We start from the raw sequence: 16,988 nt of genomic DNA, 5'->3' as shown, positions 1-16,988 counted from the left end.
GACGACCGCTGGTTGAACGAGCCTCGTGCAGCGGAATGCATTCCAGCTCTGAACAAGTTAAGCCGCAGGCCGTTCCCCATTTGACATTCCTGACAAAATAGGTTTCGATTAGGATCAAACGTCAATTGAGGTGAACATGCCATGCGGCTTCTTGTCATTGAGGACGACAAGCATTTATCCGATACGGTATGCGAGACGACCCGGGACCTGTTTGAGGCCGATCAAGCCTTTGACGGCGAAGAGGGACTGTATCTCGCCCAGCAAAATATATACGATGTCATCATTCTGGATATTATGATGCCGGGTATGAACGGGTACGAAGTGCTGACCCATCTTCGGGAATACGGCATCTCCACGCCGGTGCTGATACTGACCGCCAAGGACAGCATCGACGACAAGATTCAGGGCTTCAAGAAGGGGGCCGACGACTATCTCGTCAAGCCGTTCCATCGCGAGGAGCTCCTGCTTCGCCTGGAGGCCATCGTCCGGCGCTCTGTCGGAGGGTTCAGGGAGCACACCCTCTCCTTCAAGGAACTGAAGCTCAATCTGAAGAGCCGAACGGTCAGCATTGGCGAGGAAGCGATCCTGCTGAACGGCAAGCAGATCGACCTGCTGGAATACCTGATGAACAACAAAAATATCATCGTGACCAAAGAACAAATTTTCGACCGGGTCTGGGGTATGGATTCCAGCACCACCAACACGGTGATCGAGGTCTATATCAGCAACCTGCGCAAAAAGTTCAAAGCGGCCGGTTATGACAAATACATCAAGACAATTCGCGGCATGGGGTACATGCTGTCGGAGAACGGTGAGGACCATGAATAAAAACAAAGTGATCCGTCACCAGCAGCTCCGGCTGATTCTGTACAATCTGATCGCATTCACCTTGCTCTTCGGCCTGTTCGGAGCGATCGTATTCGGCCAAATGCGAACAACGCTGTTCGCCAAACCCGACCGGGATCTGACCATGTACAAAAGCATCATCGAAGCCAGGTTCGGCGGCAGTCCGCTCAAGGATGGGTCGTCGGAGCGGTTCCGGTTTGGCAGGGTCATGCCCCCTCCAAGCCCCCGGATCATTCCCGTTCAATGGGACGCCGACGGAGAAATTACCAACATCCAGCAGATCGGCATGCTGAACTACGAAAATTACGGTTTGGAAAACCTGAAATTCGATCCATCCACGATCGGCGTCATTTCCAACCTGACCTTGAACGGCACGTACCACTTCCGCACACTGACCGTTCCCGACCCCCTTTCCAAGGGCAGTTACATCCAGCTGCTGGTTGATGTCGATACCGAGCATAATCTGCTGGGCAACTTCAAGCGCATCATCATCATTTGCGCGGCCGTGTTTATCCTGCTGTCGATCACCGCCAGCATCATTTTATCCCGGAAAACGATGAAACCCGTGATTCGCTCCTGGGAGAAGCAGGTGGAGTTTGTGGAGAACGCATCGCATGAACTGCGGACCCCGCTCACCATCATCCAGAACAAACTGGAACTGCTGCAGACCATGCCGGATAAAAAAATTGTGGACACGTTCGAGAACATCGCCTTGTCCCTCTCAGAAACGCGCCGGCTGTCCCGGCTGACGACCGATCTGCTTACGCTCGCCAGGGCCGATTCCACCGAAACCCAGCTGGAGAAGCAGCCGGTCGACATTGACGAATTGATCCACGAAATGTGCAGCCCGTATATCGAAATCGCTGAGCTTTCGGACAATCATATTTGGCTCCGGCTGACGAGCAAGGCCCGGATCCAGGCGGATCCCGCCCGGCTGCATCAGCTGATGGTCATTTTATTGGACAATGCCCTCAAATACACGGGAGAGCAAGACAGCATCGGGATTAGTACCTATATCAAGGACAATCGGGTGTTTATCGAAGTCAGCGACACCGGCATCGGTATCAGCGAGGAAGGACTTCAGCGCGTCTTCGACCGGTTTTACCGGGAAGACCGGGCACGCACCAGGGAGAGCGGCGGCTCCGGACTAGGGCTCTCGATCGCCCAGTGGATCGTACACAGCCATCACGGCACCATCCAGGCGCTTCACAATCATCCGAAGGGCGTCATTATCCGCATTCGTCTGCCCAAATAGCTGGTCTCACTCTCCTCGGATTTCCAGGCAATATGTACCCCTCACGTCTTGAACACCAAGATGCGAGGGTTTTTTTGTGTTTATGATGTTTTGGGGTGGTTGGGACTTTTGGGCTTTCGGGATTTCGGGGTTTTCTGAATTTTACATGGGATTTCCAGCTTAAGGTTTCGTTAAGTTTGCATTGCGATAATACAAATCGTGAACAAATTTAACAAAAGGAGGAATGTGGACTTGAACCCAGCAGGAACGTCCCCCCAACGCCCGCCTGTCAAAGGACGCCGGGAGCTGAAGCATGCGATCACCCGGCTCGACTGCCACCTGCTCCGCAGCAACCTGCAGCACTTCATGACGCTTGACCCCCATGCCAAACAGAACGGGCAATATTTGATCCGGAGCGTGTATTTCGATAATTTTGACAACAAGATTCTGAACCAGAAGAAGGAAGGGCTGTACCACCGGGACAAGTTTCGGGTGAGATTGTACGACCACGACGCGAGCTTTATGAATCTGGAGAAGAAGAGCAAACGCGATAATTTGTGCTACAAGGAAAAATGCCGAATCACCGCTGAAGAATACGAGCGGATCCGTATCGGCGACACCGTCTGGATGGAGGAGGACGACCGTCCCCTCATGCGCGAGCTGTACGTACACATGACCCTGTTTCAGCTGAAGCCTGTCTGCGTCGTGGATTATATCCGCGAGGTGTACATTTACGAACAGGGGAATGTGCGGGTAACTTTCGACAGCTCCGTTAAAACCAGCTACAAGGATATCAACATCCTGAACCCGGATTTATTGATGGTCGAGACCCTCGACCCGAACATGGTCATTCTGGAGGTCAAATACGATGAATATCTCCCGGATGTGATCAAATACCTTCTGCAAGTAAAGGACTGCCGGAAGACATCCTTTTCCAAATACCAGTACAGCCGGATGTACGGCTGAGCATCAGAGCCTTCAATAGCGGAGGCATCCCATTTAAAATTCGGAGGAACGATTCATGGATCAAACGACAACCACCAATTTTTCGGATATATTCAAATCCAGCTTTTTGGAGAAAACGAGCAGCTTTTCCATCGTCGATTCGCTGATCGGCATCGTGGTCGCGTTCGCGGTCGGGCTGTTCATTTACGTCATTTACAAAAAAACCTTCAGCGGGGTGATGTACTCCCACAGCTTCAACATCTCGCTGATCGTGATGACCATGGCGACCGCCCTGATCATCATGGGGATATCCACCAATATCGTGCTGTCCCTCGGCATGGTCGGCGCCCTCTCCATCGTCCGGTTCCGTACGCCGATCAAGGATCCGATGGATCTGATTTTTATTTTCTGGTCAGTCGCTTCCGGCATTCTGTGCGGCGCGGGCCTCATCCCGCTCGTCATCATCGGTGCCATCCTGATCGGCCTGGTGCTCCTCTTCTTCGTGAACCGCCTGACCATCGACAACCCGTACCTGCTGGTCGTGAAATACACGAATGCCGAAGTTGAGAAGCCGCTGGAGCACATGATCTCCATGCAGTCCAAAAAGCACAGCATCAAGTCCAAATCCGTCGTTCCCGGCAGCGGGCTGGAAATGACCTATGAAATCCGCCTGAAGGACAACAACACCGACTTTGTGCAGCAAATCATGAGCATGGAAGGTGTCACCTCTGCCATCATGCTGAGCTACGACGGCAACTTCACCGCGTAAGTCCCGCAGCAAGCACTTTTGGGACGGAAGGGAGTTTGACGCTTGGTGAAAAACAGAACCATTGTGGCAGCCGCGGCGCTGCTCGTCGTGCTGTTCGTCACGGTAACGGCCGTTCTTCCGAAAGCGGGACTGGAAACCGTCAGCCTGGCCGATACCTACATGGATAAGGTGTTTGACAAGAGCAAGGTCCATACGGTGGACATTACGATGAACCCGAAGGATCTGCAGTCGATCCTGGACAATCCGCTGGACGAGGAAATGATGCAGGCCAACGTGAACGTGGACGGCAAGCAGGTCGACGGGGTCGGCATCCGGGTCAAGGGGAACATGACCCTCTCCTCTGTCGCGCAGATGGAGGACTCCGACCGGTACAGCTTTAAGATCGATTTTGACCACTATAACGACGACGAGAATCTTTACGGCCTGCGTAAGCTGAACCTCAACAACAATTACAGCGATCCTACGCAAATGCGCGAGTACCTGTCCTATGAGCTGATGAACAAAATGGACGTTCCCGCTCCTGGCTACGCCTACATGTACGTTACGATCAACGGCAAGGAGTGGGGGCTGTACCTCGGCGTGGAAGCGATCGAGGAGCCTTACCTGCAGCGCAATTTCGGGAACAGCACCGGAGACCTGTACAAGCCGGACGGCACGGGCAGCGACCTGAAATGGATCAGCGATCGTATCAAGGATTACACCGGGCTTAACCTAAAAACAAATCCAAACTCCACGCAGACCGCCATGTTAAAGTTCCTCGACACGATCAATCACGGCGGGGATGTCGCGGATGTAGCGGACGTGGATGAAATGCTGCGGTATTTTGCCGCCACCACCGCGCTGGTCAGCTTGGACAGCTACCAGGGACAAATGAAGCATAATTACTATTTGTATGAGCAAAACGGCAAGTTCTCCATGCTGCCTTGGGACTACAACATGGCCTTTGCCGGTTTCGGCGTTGGCATGGGCGGCGGCATGGGCGGACGCGGAGGCATGAATGGCGGCCAGGGCCGGGCCGGTAACGGCAACGCCGGTGCGGCTGGCGGGAATGCGGCTGCAGCACCGGGTAACGGTGCAAACGGCGCGCAAGCCGATGCTGGTGCAGGGCCAGGTAACGGCGTCAATGGTGCTGGAGCAGCCGGCCAGGCGCAGGGCGATGCTGGCGCGGGTCAAGGGGGCGGCGCTCCTGCCAGGGGTGGGCAGGATGGCGCCAACGGTGGCGCAGCAGCCGCGGGCAATGGCGCGGACGGCGCCGCGGCAGGTAATGGCGCGAATGGTGCGGCGCCGGGAAACGGCGCGCCGGCTGACGCTGATGCGGCCGGCAACGCGAACCCCGGCCAGCGCGGCCAGGGCCGCCAAGGCATGGGCGGCATGGGTATGGGCGGTATGGGTATGGACATGGCCGCCAATTTCATGAGCGAGGACAATATCAATTTCAGCATTACGACTCCGGTATCGGGGACGACGCTGGACGAACGGCCGTTAATCAAGGCCCTCCTCTCGGTTGATGAATACAGGGAGAAGTACAATACGTACCTGCAGCAGATCGCCGACGGCTTCTTTGCGGAAGAGAACATGCAGTCGCTGACGACACAGGTTTCCTCCCTTATCGCACCTTATGTGGAAAAAGATCCGACCAAGTTCTACACCAAGGACCAGCTGCTAGAAGGAGCTTCGGGAGATAAGAGCCTGGTGAAATTCGCCACCGAACGGGCCGAGTCCATCAAGAAGCAGCTGTCCGGAGAGCTGGTCGTCGAAGCCAAGACCGATGGCGGATTTGGCGGATTTGGCGGCCAGCCGCCGGCAATGAACGGCCAGGCCGCGGCCGGCGGCAATGGCGGCGCGCAGGCTGCGCAGAACGGCGGGCCGAACGCGGCCGGCGATCCGCAGAGCCAAGCCGGTGGAGCGGCCGCCGCACCGCAAGGCCAGGACGGCCAAGCGCCGCCGGCCTGGCCTGACGGGCAGATGCCGGGGAACATGCAGCCCCCGGATGGGCAGATGCAGCCGCCCCAGGGAATGCAGGGCGGTCCGGGCCAAGGCAATATGCCATGGGCCGGCCGCCAGGGAGGCGGCAACGACCGCGGCGGCTTCCCCGGCATGCCGGGAATGGGCGGCAATAACCAGAATGCCGAGACGGGCCGCTTTACGACCGCGGACCTCATCATTGCGGCGGTCTTCTTCGTCCTTCTGATCGGGGTCACGCTGTTTGCAATGTTCTTCAACCGCCGAAGAACGCCCAAAGCAAGGCGGACGGAATCGCAGGCGACTGAGCAAGATATCGCAAGCTGACCGCATCATTCTTATATAGCAAAGCAAGCTTCGCATGAACAACACAAGAGGCAGTCTGTGCCGGCGACCCTATTAGGGGCCTGGTACGGTCTGCCTCTTTTTATATGAACAATAAAATTAAAATGTCGCAGCCTCCCTTAGGGGGCATGGCTGTTTTTTCATATAGGATCTTTTTGGTGAAGAGTGGCTGAAGTTTTATCCCGGTTCCCTTTGATGACGATGATCATTTGCCTTTCGGCCACCCACAGCATAAAAAACGGGATCTGTCCTTATCCAATGGACACATCCCTATTTTGTCCTACAAAAGAAGGACAAGACATATATATTCTCCTGCACGCGGTTGGACTCAAAAAACTCTATATATAGTTTTGGTGCCCAACCCACCACTCTATATATGGAAGAGGATGTTTGAGCAAAGATATGTTACCTCTGTCCACCATTTAAGAGACAAAAACTGAATTTGTTCATTATGCGTAGACAAGATCAATTTATCCGAGAACCCGCTCTACATCGTCTAAATCGCAAACCATTCAGCTATTCTCTTCTCCGGCATTCTTCAGGTTTTCGGACTGAATTTCCAAATTTACGGCCAGCCTGGCGGTAAAGATGTTCTACGCTGGCTGGCCGATCTCCAAACGTCACAATATAAAATACTGGATCTTTGCCGCCATCCTGAGCAGCGCCACGCCTGGCATCCTTACACCCTGCGCGATACGAGCCGCACCAGGTCGACGGTCAGCACCGGTAGGGACACGGAAGCGGGATATGCGAGGAACCGCGGTTCCCATTCGGGCGAAAACTTGCTCTTGTACTTCCGGAGGCCCTTAAATCCGTACCAATGCCCTCCGTACTGGAACACCAGCGCGGCCAGCTTCTCCTCGCGCAGCGCGCTCCGGGTCTCGCCCACGCTTGCCAACGGCGCGTTCCCGAGGTTAAAGAGCTCATATCCCTGCTCCTTGGACCACTCCAAGAGCTGGACAAACAAATAATCCATCGTCCCGTTCGGAACCTGGCTGCGGTGGCGCATCAGATCGATGGATATCGTCCGTCCGCCGTCATAAGCCGGGGCAAGGGACGCAAAGGCAAAGATGCTTCCTCCGGTCTCCCGCAGCACGGCAATTGGCGCCTCCTGCAAATAGCGCTCGTCAAACCAGCCCAGGGAGAACCCTTTTTCCCGCCTGCCGTGTATCCAGTCGTCCGACACTGCCCGGAGCTCGCGCAGCAGCTCCGGTGCAAAAGGCGGATGAACCACCTCAAACACGGCCCCCTCCCGCTCGAAGCGGTTGCGTACCGTGCGCAGGTCGGTGTTTTTCTTGCCCGACAGCGTAAACTGATCCAGATGCACCAAGGCTTCCTCCCCGAGCTTGAAAAACCGGTAGCCGAATTCATGATACATCGGCAAATAGCCGGGGGTCGCCTGATAGAAGACCACGGACATCGCGTAGGTATCGGCCATTTGCAGAAACTCGCCCAACGCGTCCGGTACCAGCTTCTCCGGACCGAGTGGATCGCCGAGCACAACCAGCTTGTCCCGCGAGCGGGCGTAAGGGATCAGCACCTCACCATCCGCGGACCAGAAGAAGCTTTTATCCCCCGTAAACAGCATATGGGTCAGCAAATTTCCGTGATGACTCTGCAGATACTGCCGCAGCCTGTCCAGATCGGCCGGTGTCGCCGGGGCCCCCACCTTGCGGCTGGGGCGCAGCACGATCAGCATGGTCAGCAGGATCCATGCCCCGGCGAGACCGATTACGGCGGATGCGGCATACGGATTTGAGCCGACCATCCAATGCATCCGCTCCGTGGTCGGCAGGTGGCGCAGCCATCCGTGATGGACATGGGCGCCGACCCAGTAATAAGCCAAGGCGATGACCGCCGAGAGTACGTACCATACGGCTGCGCTTCTCCACTCGATCAAGGCGCCCGAGCGATAAAAACGGGCCCGCGAGATCCACAGCATCAGTGCAACGATCAGCAGAAAGATCGCCTCTTCGAAATCGAACGCCTTCGTAAAGGTGAAGACCGCCCCGGCGAACAGCAGCCCGCTCGTCCACAAATACGCCCCGCGGATACGGAGCGAGATGCCCCGGGAGAGGATAATCAGCATAAAGCCGATCATGACCGACAGCAGGTGGGAGATGCGCATGATCGGCATGGACAGCAGCTCCTCCGACAACCGCAGCCGATACAGCAGTCCCGGCGTAGCCGCCGACAGCAGCAGAAGAAGACCGCTGACCAGCACGAGCTTGCCAAGCGCCCACACACCCAGATCGCTGAGAAAGCGCATCTGCCCCGGCCAGCGCCACAGCCGCTGCCAGGCGTTCAGCGGAATCTCGACGGCGGTCTCGACCTTCTCCAAGTTGCGTTTCGCTGGACTGCCGAATTCGAAGGCCGCCATGATCAGCCCGATCAGCCAGGGTATAACGTAGTAGAACAGCCGGAACAGCACCAGGACGGCCATCGCCCTTTCGGCGGGAAATCCCATGCGCTCAATGCCGAGAAGGACGGTCAGGTCGAACGCGCCGATGCCTCCCGGCGCCATGCTGAGGATACCGGCAATGGCGGATACGGTATACATGCCCATGACGCCCTGGAAGGTCACGTCATGCAGGACGCTGGCGGCAATCAGCCAAAACGTCACTCCGGCGCAGACCCACTCCAGCAGCGATGCGCACAGAGAGACAGCCACCGTGCTCCACGGCGTCCGTCCCTCCCCTTTGTTGAACCAACGCGCAAACAGCGATGAGCGCTGCATCAGAATAAATAAAGGCAGGTAAAGCGCCATCCCCCATACGGCGAAAATCAGCCAGCGGTGCTCCCGAATCATCTCGGTTGCCGGGAACACCCCCGTTAAAACGCCCCAGGACATGATGGATAACCCCGTGATGATGACCGGTGACAGAAATACGACCGCAGACGCCATCAGCGAGGGCGCAATGCCGCTCCTTTTATACAGCAAGGTACGGAGACCGGCGCCGGTCAGTCCGGCAAAACCGATAATGTTGTTGAACGTGTTGGCGATCCAGGCATAGCGGAATGTGTTCCACCAGCCAACTTTCAGCTTGAAATGCATGCGGATCATGTAATCGTACAAGCTCATCACCCCGACGGAAAACAGGGAAAAGAGACAGATCCCTACAACGGTGCCCACCGGCAGTAGACGCAGCTCATGGAACGTACGCGCCAGGTGAATCTGCCGCAGCTCCCGCTGCCCCTCCCAATAGACGAGCGCGATCACCGCAAGCGGAATGAGCAGACGAATTGCTTTGATTTCATATATTGAAGCCAGGATACGGAAAAATTTGTACCGCTCCAGCTTTTCCTTCATGTTATGCACCCTTTCAGCAGCGAAAACCCATTGATGTTGGTCTGACATTCTTCCTTATCCTACCATAAAGCACTCATCCCATCCAAACACGTCCAATGAACCGGGTTTCTATGGGGAGATCGTGATGAGAGACCGGCAAACAGGGCCGAGAGAAACGAAGGCACGAAGGCCAGATTCGGCTGCCAATGATCGGAATAACGCTGTCTGAATAACGCTGTCTGAATAATGCTGTCTGAATAACGCTGAATGTTAAAAAATCCGGCCCCGCAACAAGCGGAGCCGGACCATTCCATTTTTATTCTCAATCGATCACTTCAATGGAGAAATCATCTGCATTTCCCGGCCCCAATGGCGGTGCATGGCGATGGCGTCGACCAGCTGCCGGGCAAAGACGCCGCCGTCTTCCGTCTCCTTGCGGATCACCAGTCCGGTATCCTCGCCCGGAGACGTCAGATGGCCGGAAGATGCCGAAGCGTCGGCCAAATGAATGCCTGAGCCGGACAGCAATCCGGCCGCCAGCTCCGAGGCGCCTACGGTCTTGAAGTGATTGTAGGCTTCCGTCACGAAATTGACCGCCTCTTTGATACCCTGCAGCTTGGCGATGCCCTGCTCCCCGCCGGCCACATAGACGGCGTCAAACAGCACGGAGTCAGCCGTCAGGAAGGTATGCATGGCCTCCAGCTGGCTGCCGTCGGTTCCGGTGATCATTCCCAGATTCTCGCTGACGACTTCCGGCACGACACCTGCTTCAGCGAAGGCCGCGAGGACGGCCTTCATTTCGCCCGCGTCGAATCCGTCAGCGGCAAGCACCGCCACCTTACGGGTAGCCGGAGACATCGCGGTGTGAAGCTGGCTCAGCGCCGGGGACGCCTGGGTTTCGGCACCTCCTGCCACAGTCGCTCCGGAGGCTTCTCCTCCGGCCTTCGGCGGGTTGACACCAACGCCGAGGGCGATTTGCTCAGCCAGCATCAGATCGACGTTGCCGAACATATCGACAACCTGCTGCTGTACGCTTTTACTTTTCACTTTCCCTACTTCAAAGCGGAAAGCTTTAATAATGTGCTGCTTCTCCACGTCGGAAATGCTGTTCCAGAACAGCTTGGCCTGGGTGTAGTGGTCCTTGAAGCTGTCGCTGCGCGCCCGGACCTTGCGCCCCTCCACCTTTTCCTGATAGTGGGTGTATCCACCCTCCTGCTCCGAAACCGGACGGGGATCGTTGTTTCCAAGGGAGTTTTTATGATAGCTGGTTTGGCCCCGGTTGATCGTCATGCGGTGGTATCCGTCGCGCTGGTTGTTATGGATCTCCGCCACTGGCCGGTTGATCGGAATTTCATGGAAATTCGGTCCGCCCAGACGGATCAGCTGCGTATCGGTATAAGAGAACAAGCGTCCCTGCAGCAGCGGGTCGTTGGAAAAATCTATCCCCGGCACGACGTTGCCCACGTGGAAGGCCGCCTGCTCCGTTTCGGCGAACACATTGTCCACATTGCGGTTCAGCGTCATTTTCCCGATGCGCTGAACGGGAATGAGCTCCTCCGGCCATATTTTGGTCGGGTCGAGAATATCGAAATCGAAGTTGAACTCCTCATCCTCCCGGATCATTTGCACGCCAAACTCATATTCGGGATAGTCGCCCATTTCAATCGCTTCCCACAGGTCGCGGCGGTGAAAGTCGGGATCCTTGCCGGCGATTTTCTGCGCTTCGTCCCAGACCAGGGAATGCACGCCCAGCAGCGGCTTCCAGTGGAATTTTACGAAATGTGCTTCGCCCTTGTCATTGACGAGCCGGAAGGTATGTACGCCGAACCCCTCCATCATCCGGTAGCTGCGCGGAATCGCCCGGTCCGACATCGTCCACATGACCATGTGGGCCGATTCCGTGTTATTGGCGACAAAATCCCAATGCGTATCATGGGCCGTCGACGCCTGCGGAATTTCGTTATGGGGTTCGGGCTTGAACGCATGCACCAAATCAGGAAATTTCAGCGCATCCTGAATGAAAAAAACCGGAATGTTGTTGCCTACGAGGTCGAAGTTGCCGTCTTCCGTGTAGAACTTGGTGGCAAAGCCCCTGGCGTCCCGCACCGTATCAGCCGAACCCCGCGAGCCAGCCACGGTTGAGAAACGCACGAACACCGGCGTTTTCATCGACGGGTCCTGCAGAAACTTCGCCTTCGTATACTGCGTCATCGGCTTGTACACCTGAAAATACCCGTGTACACCAAAGCCCCGGGCATGAACCACACGCTCAGGAATACGCTCATGGTCAAAGTGGGTCATTTTCTCCCGAAAATGAAAATCCTCCATTAACGTCGGCCCGCGTTCGCCTGCTTTGAGCGAATGTTCGTCCTCAGAGACCCGAACGCCCTGGTTCGTAGTCATGGGTTTCCCCGCATCGCTGACGCGGAATTCCTCCAGCTGGCTGTCCTTAACATCCTTATGCGGCTGCTGTTCATTCTTACGGTCCATCAATGCATCCCCTCCTGGTCGGTTACGGACGGTGTCCGAGTATTTACACTCGTTATTACCCGAATGAAAATCCACCCAAACGGGAATGTTAACCTGGACATCTGCGGTGCATTCGTTAAAAGCCAGGCTGAAGAGGCGTTTTTCGGATTCCAAACTTTTTTGCCAAACCATATTTACATTTCTATAAAAATAGATATAATAAGATTCATGGATACCTTATTAACCATTAAAGCACTATCAAATGAGACCCGGTTTAAAATTCTCGAATGGCTGAAGCATCCAGAGGAGCACTTTGACCCTCAGGAGCATATGCCGGCATCCTGTAATTTCAAAGGCGGCATTTGCGTCGGCAGCATTTCGCAGAAGACAGGGCTTGCACAGTCGGTTGTTTCAGGCTACCTGGTGAAATTGCAAAAGGCTGGTTTGCTGGAATCCCACCGGGCCGGCCAGTGGACCTACTACAGACGGAATGAGGAGGGTATCAACCGTTTTATCGAACAACTCAAGAAAGAGCTTTAGGCTAAAATGACATATGGTACACATCTGAACCTTTTGGCTTAAACGCTCTTTCTTTTCATCATATATATCTATTTTTATGTAAATGTATAAAGATATAAATCTCACATATTGGAGGAAACCGATACATGAACAGCAATCCACAGCATACCCGTTCCACCGCAGCTTTATTCGAACCGTTTACCATTGGCAACTTGAAGTTGCCCACCCGCATCGTCATGGCGCCCATGACCCGCGGATTCTCCCCGAACGGAGTACCCGGCCCGGACGTAGCAGCCTATTACCGCCGCCGTGCCGAGAACAACGTCGGCCTCATCATTACCGAAGGTACGGTAATCAATCACCCGGCGTCTACGGACAGCCCGAACATTCCGAGATTTTTCGGTGAAGACGCCCTGAACGGATGGGCCGAAGTGGTCAAGCAGGTTCATGAAGCCGGAGGCAAAATCATGCCGCAAATCTGGCATATCGGCATGACCCGTCCGGTCGGCGCCGAGCCGAACCCGGAAGCGATGCCGATCGGTCCTTCGGGCCTTGATCTGAACGGCAATAAGGTTTCCGAACCGATGACCGAGGAAGAAATCGCCTACGTGATCCAGGCTTATGCCGATGCGGCTGCCAATGCCAAACGGATCGGGTTTGACGGTGTGGAAATCCATGGCGCCCACGGTTATTTGATCGACCAGTTCCTGTGGGAACAGACGAACCGCCGCACGGACCGCTACGGCGGCGATATGATGAAACGCGCACGCTTTGCGATTGAAGTCGTGGAAGCCGTCCGCCGTGCCGTAGGACCGGATTTCCCTGTCGTGCTGCGCCTCTCCCAATGGAAGACGAACCAATACGACGCAAGGCTCGCTCCAACGCCGGAAGACCTTGGGAAGCTGCTTGGCGCCTTGTCTGACGCGGGCGTCGATGTGTTCCACTGCTCTACCCGCCGTTTCTGGGAACCAGAGTATGAAGGATCCGACCTGAACTTCGCCGGCTGGGCCAAGAAGCTGACGGGCAAACCGGCCATTACCGTCGGTTCCGTCGGACTTGACGAGGCATTCACGAGCCTGTTTGCCGAAGGCAAAGGTGCAGGCAGCAAGGATATCGACGATCTCCTGGAACGCCTGGAGAACGGCGAATTTGACCTAGTTGCCGTAGGCCGTGCATTGCTTGGAGACCCGGCTTGGGCCACCAAAGTGCGTGAAGGCCGCTTCGACGAGCTTGCTCCGTTCACGCCTGAAGCGCTGAAAACACTGGCTTAATGCGGTCCCGCCCCACCCCCGGGACAACGCGCCGCGTGAAGCCTTGATATAAATAAAGACCGGAAGAGGGCTGCAGCCTCTTCAGGTCTTTTTGCTGTGTACAGAATATTGTTTTTGTTTGACCTGTGCAATGCGTTCATACGTTTACAAGTTATTAGGAATCCAGCGTGGAGTCCTTCCCGCTGACATGGGCCATCTGCTGCTTGCGGGACCGCCCGCGCGACAGGGTCTCCGGCAGCACGATCAAGGCCGGTACCAGCATCGGCAGCAGGATGAAGCAGAGCACGACGAGACCGACGATCACGGCCGCAGCCAGCTCGATCAAGAGCACGAGCCCCGAAGGCATCAGCGTTGCGAACGTTCCGCCGAGAATGACCATGGCGGAAATAATGACGCCGCCCACGCTTCGGGCTGCCTTGACGATCGCTTCTCCCGGAGACAGCTCCCCGTATTCCTTGTAGCGCTCCATCAGGAAGATGCTGTAATCCACGCCGACCGCGACGATGACGATGAAGGAGAAGAACGGCACGAAGGACGATACCCCTTCCGCCCCGATGATATAGGTCGTCACAAACTTCGATGCACTCATCGCCACGTAGTAGGAAGCGACAAGCGACAATACGATAAAGACTGACGGCCAGAAGGAACGGATCACGAACAGCAGAACGATGAACACGCTGACGATGACGATAATCGCCGTACTGTTGAAGGACTTGATCTGGGCCTCATTCGTATCATACGTCGTTGAGCTTGGTCCCGCAGCTCCGAACTTGGCGTCGCCCAGCACGGTTCCCTTCAGCGTGCCGGAGACCTCGCTGTTGATTTTCTCAATCGTGTCCATGGCCGCCGGGGAATACGGATCGTCGTTCAGGATGACGATCAGCTTCGTAATCTTGCGGTCCTTGGACATAAAGGCATCCACTGCCTGCTGGAAGTCCTTGTTCTCCAGCGCTTCCCGTGGAATAAAGAAGGTCTTCGAGCTGTTCAGCTGGGTCAGGAAGTCATTGGTCTTGCCGAGACCTTCAGAGATGTCACCCAGTCCGTTGCCGCTCTGGTCGATGCCTTCTTTCAGCTGGGACATGCCGCCCGAGAGGCTGGATAGTCCGCTCAGCAGCTGCTGCTGCCCGCTTTGGACGCTGCCCAGCGCAGCATTCAGCTTCTTCATGTTTGCGGCGATTTCCTGGCTGCCGCTGCTGCCTTGGCGCAATCCCTTGGCCAACTGGTCAGCCCCTTGCTCCAGCGCTGCCAGGCCGGTAGCCATTTGCTTCTGCGCCGCGGCAATTTGGCCCAAGCCGCCGGAAGCCTGGGCGAAGGATGCGTTCAGCTTGGCATAATTCGCATTCAGTTCCTTAAGACCGCCGTCCAGCTGTGCCAAACCGGTAACGAGTCCCTCGCCGGTCTGCTTCAGCTGGATATAGTTTGGATCCTCGGCCAGCTCGCTGTGGCTCTCGCCCAGATTGCCGATCAGCGTATTCATGCCGGCAAGCCCCTGCTGAATTTGCGGAATCTGTCCGGATACCTGCTCATAACCGCCTGCAAGCGAAGCGTATCCTTTGGACAGCTCGGTGAGTCCTTGGTTGATTTTGGACGTATTGGTGCTGACGGTGTTCATGCCGGCTTCAAGCTTCGCGATGCCCTTGCTGAGCTCCGATGCGCCGCTTGCTCCCTGCTGTATGCCGCCGGACACCTGCGAGATCGCATCCGTAATTTGATCGTAGCCCTGCTTGACCTGTCCCGTCCCCGACACCAGCTGATTGGCGCTGGAGAAGTCAGGCGTCGTCAGCTTATCGCCGATCTGGTCCAGGCCGTCCTTGATCTGGTCCACGCCTTTTTTGGACGCTGAAATGCCGTCCGTCACCGTTTCTGTCTGGCTACTGATATAGAAGTCCTCTACAGGCTCCGACTGCGGCTGAGTCACGCTTGATACCGACTTGACCCCGTCGACGCCTTTTAACTTCTCGGTGAGCTTGTCGATAACCCCAAGCGTGTCGTTATTGTCCATCGTCTTGTCGTCTTCGATGACGACAGTCGTTGGCAGCGCCTGGCCGCGGCTGAAATGATCAGCGACGATGCTGAAGCCTTTGGTCGACGGATAGCCGTCCCCCAGCTCCTTCAGCTGGTCGAAGGACAGCTTCTGGCCGCTGGTCAGCAGCACCGGAATCATCAGAATGACGATGATGACCGTCACGATGACCGGATGCTTAACGGAAACTGCCGTCAGCTTCGCCCAGAAGGTGCTTTCCTTGTGGCCCGCCACCTTTTTCGACGGCCAGAACAGCTTCGGTCCGAGCGTCTTCATCAGGAACGGCGTCAGCGTCAGAATTTCAAGCACCAAGATCACCGTGCCGATGGCAACCACGTTAGCCGATTTATAGATGCCGAAGTCCGAGAAGCTGAGTCCTGCAAAGGCAATAAAGACGGTAAGAATGCTGTATACGATCGTTTTGCCCGCCGTTCTGTAGGAAGCGACGATGGCTTCATCGACGGATTTGCCATGCGACAACTCCTCTTTAAAACGGTTGAACAGCAGAATGTTATAGTCCGTCCCGATCCCGAACAGGATGAGTACCAGCAGCATCTGGGTCACGCTGGTGACCGGGAAGTTCATTTTATCGATAATCTGCGCCGCAATCCCCATCGAGCAAAGGTAGGATATACCTACGGCAAGGAGAGACACGAACGGGATCACGATCGAACGGAACATGACGATGAGCACGACGAGAATAAAAATAACGGTCAGCGCCGCGCTTTTCTCCACCCCTGCCGTGGACGCCTTGATGTAGTCGTTTTGGATAAAATCCTCGCCGCTTAGGTAGTATGTCGCTTTGACATCCTTCAGCGCCTGATTGAACTGATCCGTGATTTCTTCCATATCCCGCCCGTTCTTGTCCAGGCTGAAGCTGACCATCACGGTCGTGCCGTCCTCCGAAATCAGCTGAGATTTGGCTTCAGGCATCGAGAACGGGTCCAGGACTTCGGTGATGCCAAGCTCAGACTGCTTCGCCTTCATGTTCATCACGCCGCTCTCGATGCTCTTCAGATCCTCATCGGTCAGCTTGTTTTCTTCGTGGAACACCACGATGTCGCTGGTCCCGCTCTGGCCGGTCATTTTATTGAGCAGCGCCCCCGCAACCTTGGAAGGGCTGTCTTCGGCGAGGGGATCCTGGCCTCTCTGCTGGAGAATGGCATTCACGTTGGGCTGGAACACGGTCAGCAGGACCGTCGCCACCAGCCATAACACCAGAATCGCCCAGCGCCACTTGATGATTTGCCGCATGTTGTTGATATTCCTCCTTCAACTTCCTTAGTAAACAAGCGTTCATTTTTGAGCGAAAAAAA

10 protein-coding genes are annotated in these 16,988 nt (G+C 55.8%); 7 read left to right on the top strand and 3 right to left on the bottom strand.

From position 1 onward, the window contains the following. The first annotated feature begins 141 nt into the window (after positions 1–141). From GCU45_RS18110 to GCU45_RS34235, 5 genes are all read left to right on the top strand, one after another. Positions 142–828, top strand: coding sequence for a response regulator transcription factor (locus GCU45_RS18110; RefSeq protein ID WP_089549619.1), 687 nt, complete (start codon positions 142–144; stop codon positions 826–828). Then, entirely contained in the window at positions 821–2,101 is a 1,281-nt protein-coding gene (locus GCU45_RS18105) for a sensor histidine kinase (protein WP_152399869.1), read from the top strand. Before GCU45_RS18110 ends, GCU45_RS18105 begins: the two co-directional genes overlap by 8 nt. A 231-nt stretch (positions 2,102–2,332) precedes the next feature. Further along, positions 2,333–3,046: a polyphosphate polymerase domain-containing protein gene (locus GCU45_RS18100; RefSeq protein ID WP_152399868.1), complete on the top strand. Its 714-nt coding sequence runs from the start codon at positions 2,333–2,335 to the stop codon at positions 3,044–3,046. Positions 3,047–3,101: 55 nt separating this feature from the next. Continuing rightward, positions 3,102–3,794, top strand: a complete 693-nt coding sequence (locus GCU45_RS18095; protein WP_089549616.1) for a DUF4956 domain-containing protein — start codon at positions 3,102–3,104, stop codon at positions 3,792–3,794. Positions 3,795–3,839: 45 nt separating this feature from the next. After that, complete coding sequence (locus GCU45_RS34235; RefSeq protein ID WP_244364146.1) at positions 3,840–6,083, top strand: CotH kinase family protein; 2,244 nt, start codon at positions 3,840–3,842, stop codon at positions 6,081–6,083. Positions 6,084–6,780: 697 nt separating this feature from the next. On the opposite strand, the gene mprF is transcribed toward GCU45_RS34235, so the two are convergent. Together mprF and GCU45_RS18080 are read right to left on the bottom strand one after the other, a co-directional pair. Beyond that, a complete protein-coding gene (gene mprF, locus GCU45_RS18085) occupies positions 6,781–9,411 on the bottom strand; it encodes a bifunctional lysylphosphatidylglycerol flippase/synthetase MprF (protein ID WP_425281200.1) in 2,631 nt (876 codons plus the stop codon). A 309-nt stretch (positions 9,412–9,720) separates the two neighbouring features. After that, a complete protein-coding gene (locus GCU45_RS18080; RefSeq protein WP_152399867.1) occupies positions 9,721–11,880 on the bottom strand; it encodes a catalase in 2,160 nt (719 codons plus the stop codon). Between the two features lie 207 nt (positions 11,881–12,087). Here GCU45_RS18080 and GCU45_RS18075 point away from each other — a divergent pair, with 207 nt between their 5' ends. Both GCU45_RS18075 and GCU45_RS18070 read left to right on the top strand, forming a co-directional pair. Further along, a complete protein-coding gene (locus GCU45_RS18075) occupies positions 12,088–12,399 on the top strand; it encodes an ArsR/SmtB family transcription factor (protein WP_105445588.1) in 312 nt (103 codons plus the stop codon). Between the two features lie 125 nt (positions 12,400–12,524). Continuing rightward, positions 12,525–13,649, top strand: coding sequence for an NADH:flavin oxidoreductase (locus GCU45_RS18070; RefSeq protein ID WP_152399866.1), 1,125 nt, complete (start codon positions 12,525–12,527; stop codon positions 13,647–13,649). A gap of 154 nt (positions 13,650–13,803) precedes the next feature. Here the strand turns inward: GCU45_RS18070 and GCU45_RS18065 are convergent, their stop codons facing one another. Next, positions 13,804–16,926, bottom strand: coding sequence for an MMPL family transporter (locus tag GCU45_RS18065; protein WP_152399865.1), 3,123 nt, complete (start codon positions 16,924–16,926; stop codon positions 13,804–13,806). Positions 16,927–16,988 lie beyond the last annotated feature (62 nt).

This window comes from Paenibacillus cellulositrophicus (assembly GCF_009363095.1).
In the GTDB taxonomy this organism is placed as follows: Bacteria; Bacillota; Bacilli; order Paenibacillales; family Paenibacillaceae; genus Paenibacillus_AQ; species Paenibacillus_AQ favisporus.
Note: the sequence above shows the minus strand (reverse complement) of the source record. Positions and strands in the feature narration are given on the sequence as shown.

Excerpts from the sequence above, each read along its gene's own strand:
- GCU45_RS18110 (WP_089549619.1), top strand. The coding sequence starts at position 142 with ATGCGGCTTCTTGTCATTGAGGACGACAAGCATTTATCCGATACGGTA.
- GCU45_RS18105 (WP_152399869.1), top strand. The coding sequence starts at position 821 with ATGAATAAAAACAAAGTGATCCGTCACCAGCAGCTCCGGCTGATTCTG.
- GCU45_RS18095 (WP_089549616.1), top strand. The coding sequence starts at position 3,102 with ATGGATCAAACGACAACCACCAATTTTTCGGATATATTCAAATCCAGC.
- mprF (WP_425281200.1), bottom strand. The coding sequence starts at position 9,411 with ATGAAGGAAAAGCTGGAGCGGTACAAATTTTTCCGTATCCTGGCTTCA.
- GCU45_RS18080 (WP_152399867.1), bottom strand. The coding sequence starts at position 11,880 with ATGGACCGTAAGAATGAACAGCAGCCGCATAAGGATGTTAAGGACAGC.
- GCU45_RS18075 (WP_105445588.1), top strand. The coding sequence starts at position 12,088 with ATGGATACCTTATTAACCATTAAAGCACTATCAAATGAGACCCGGTTT.
- GCU45_RS18070 (WP_152399866.1), top strand. The coding sequence starts at position 12,525 with ATGAACAGCAATCCACAGCATACCCGTTCCACCGCAGCTTTATTCGAA.
- GCU45_RS18065 (WP_152399865.1), bottom strand. The coding sequence starts at position 16,926 with ATGCGGCAAATCATCAAGTGGCGCTGGGCGATTCTGGTGTTATGGCTG.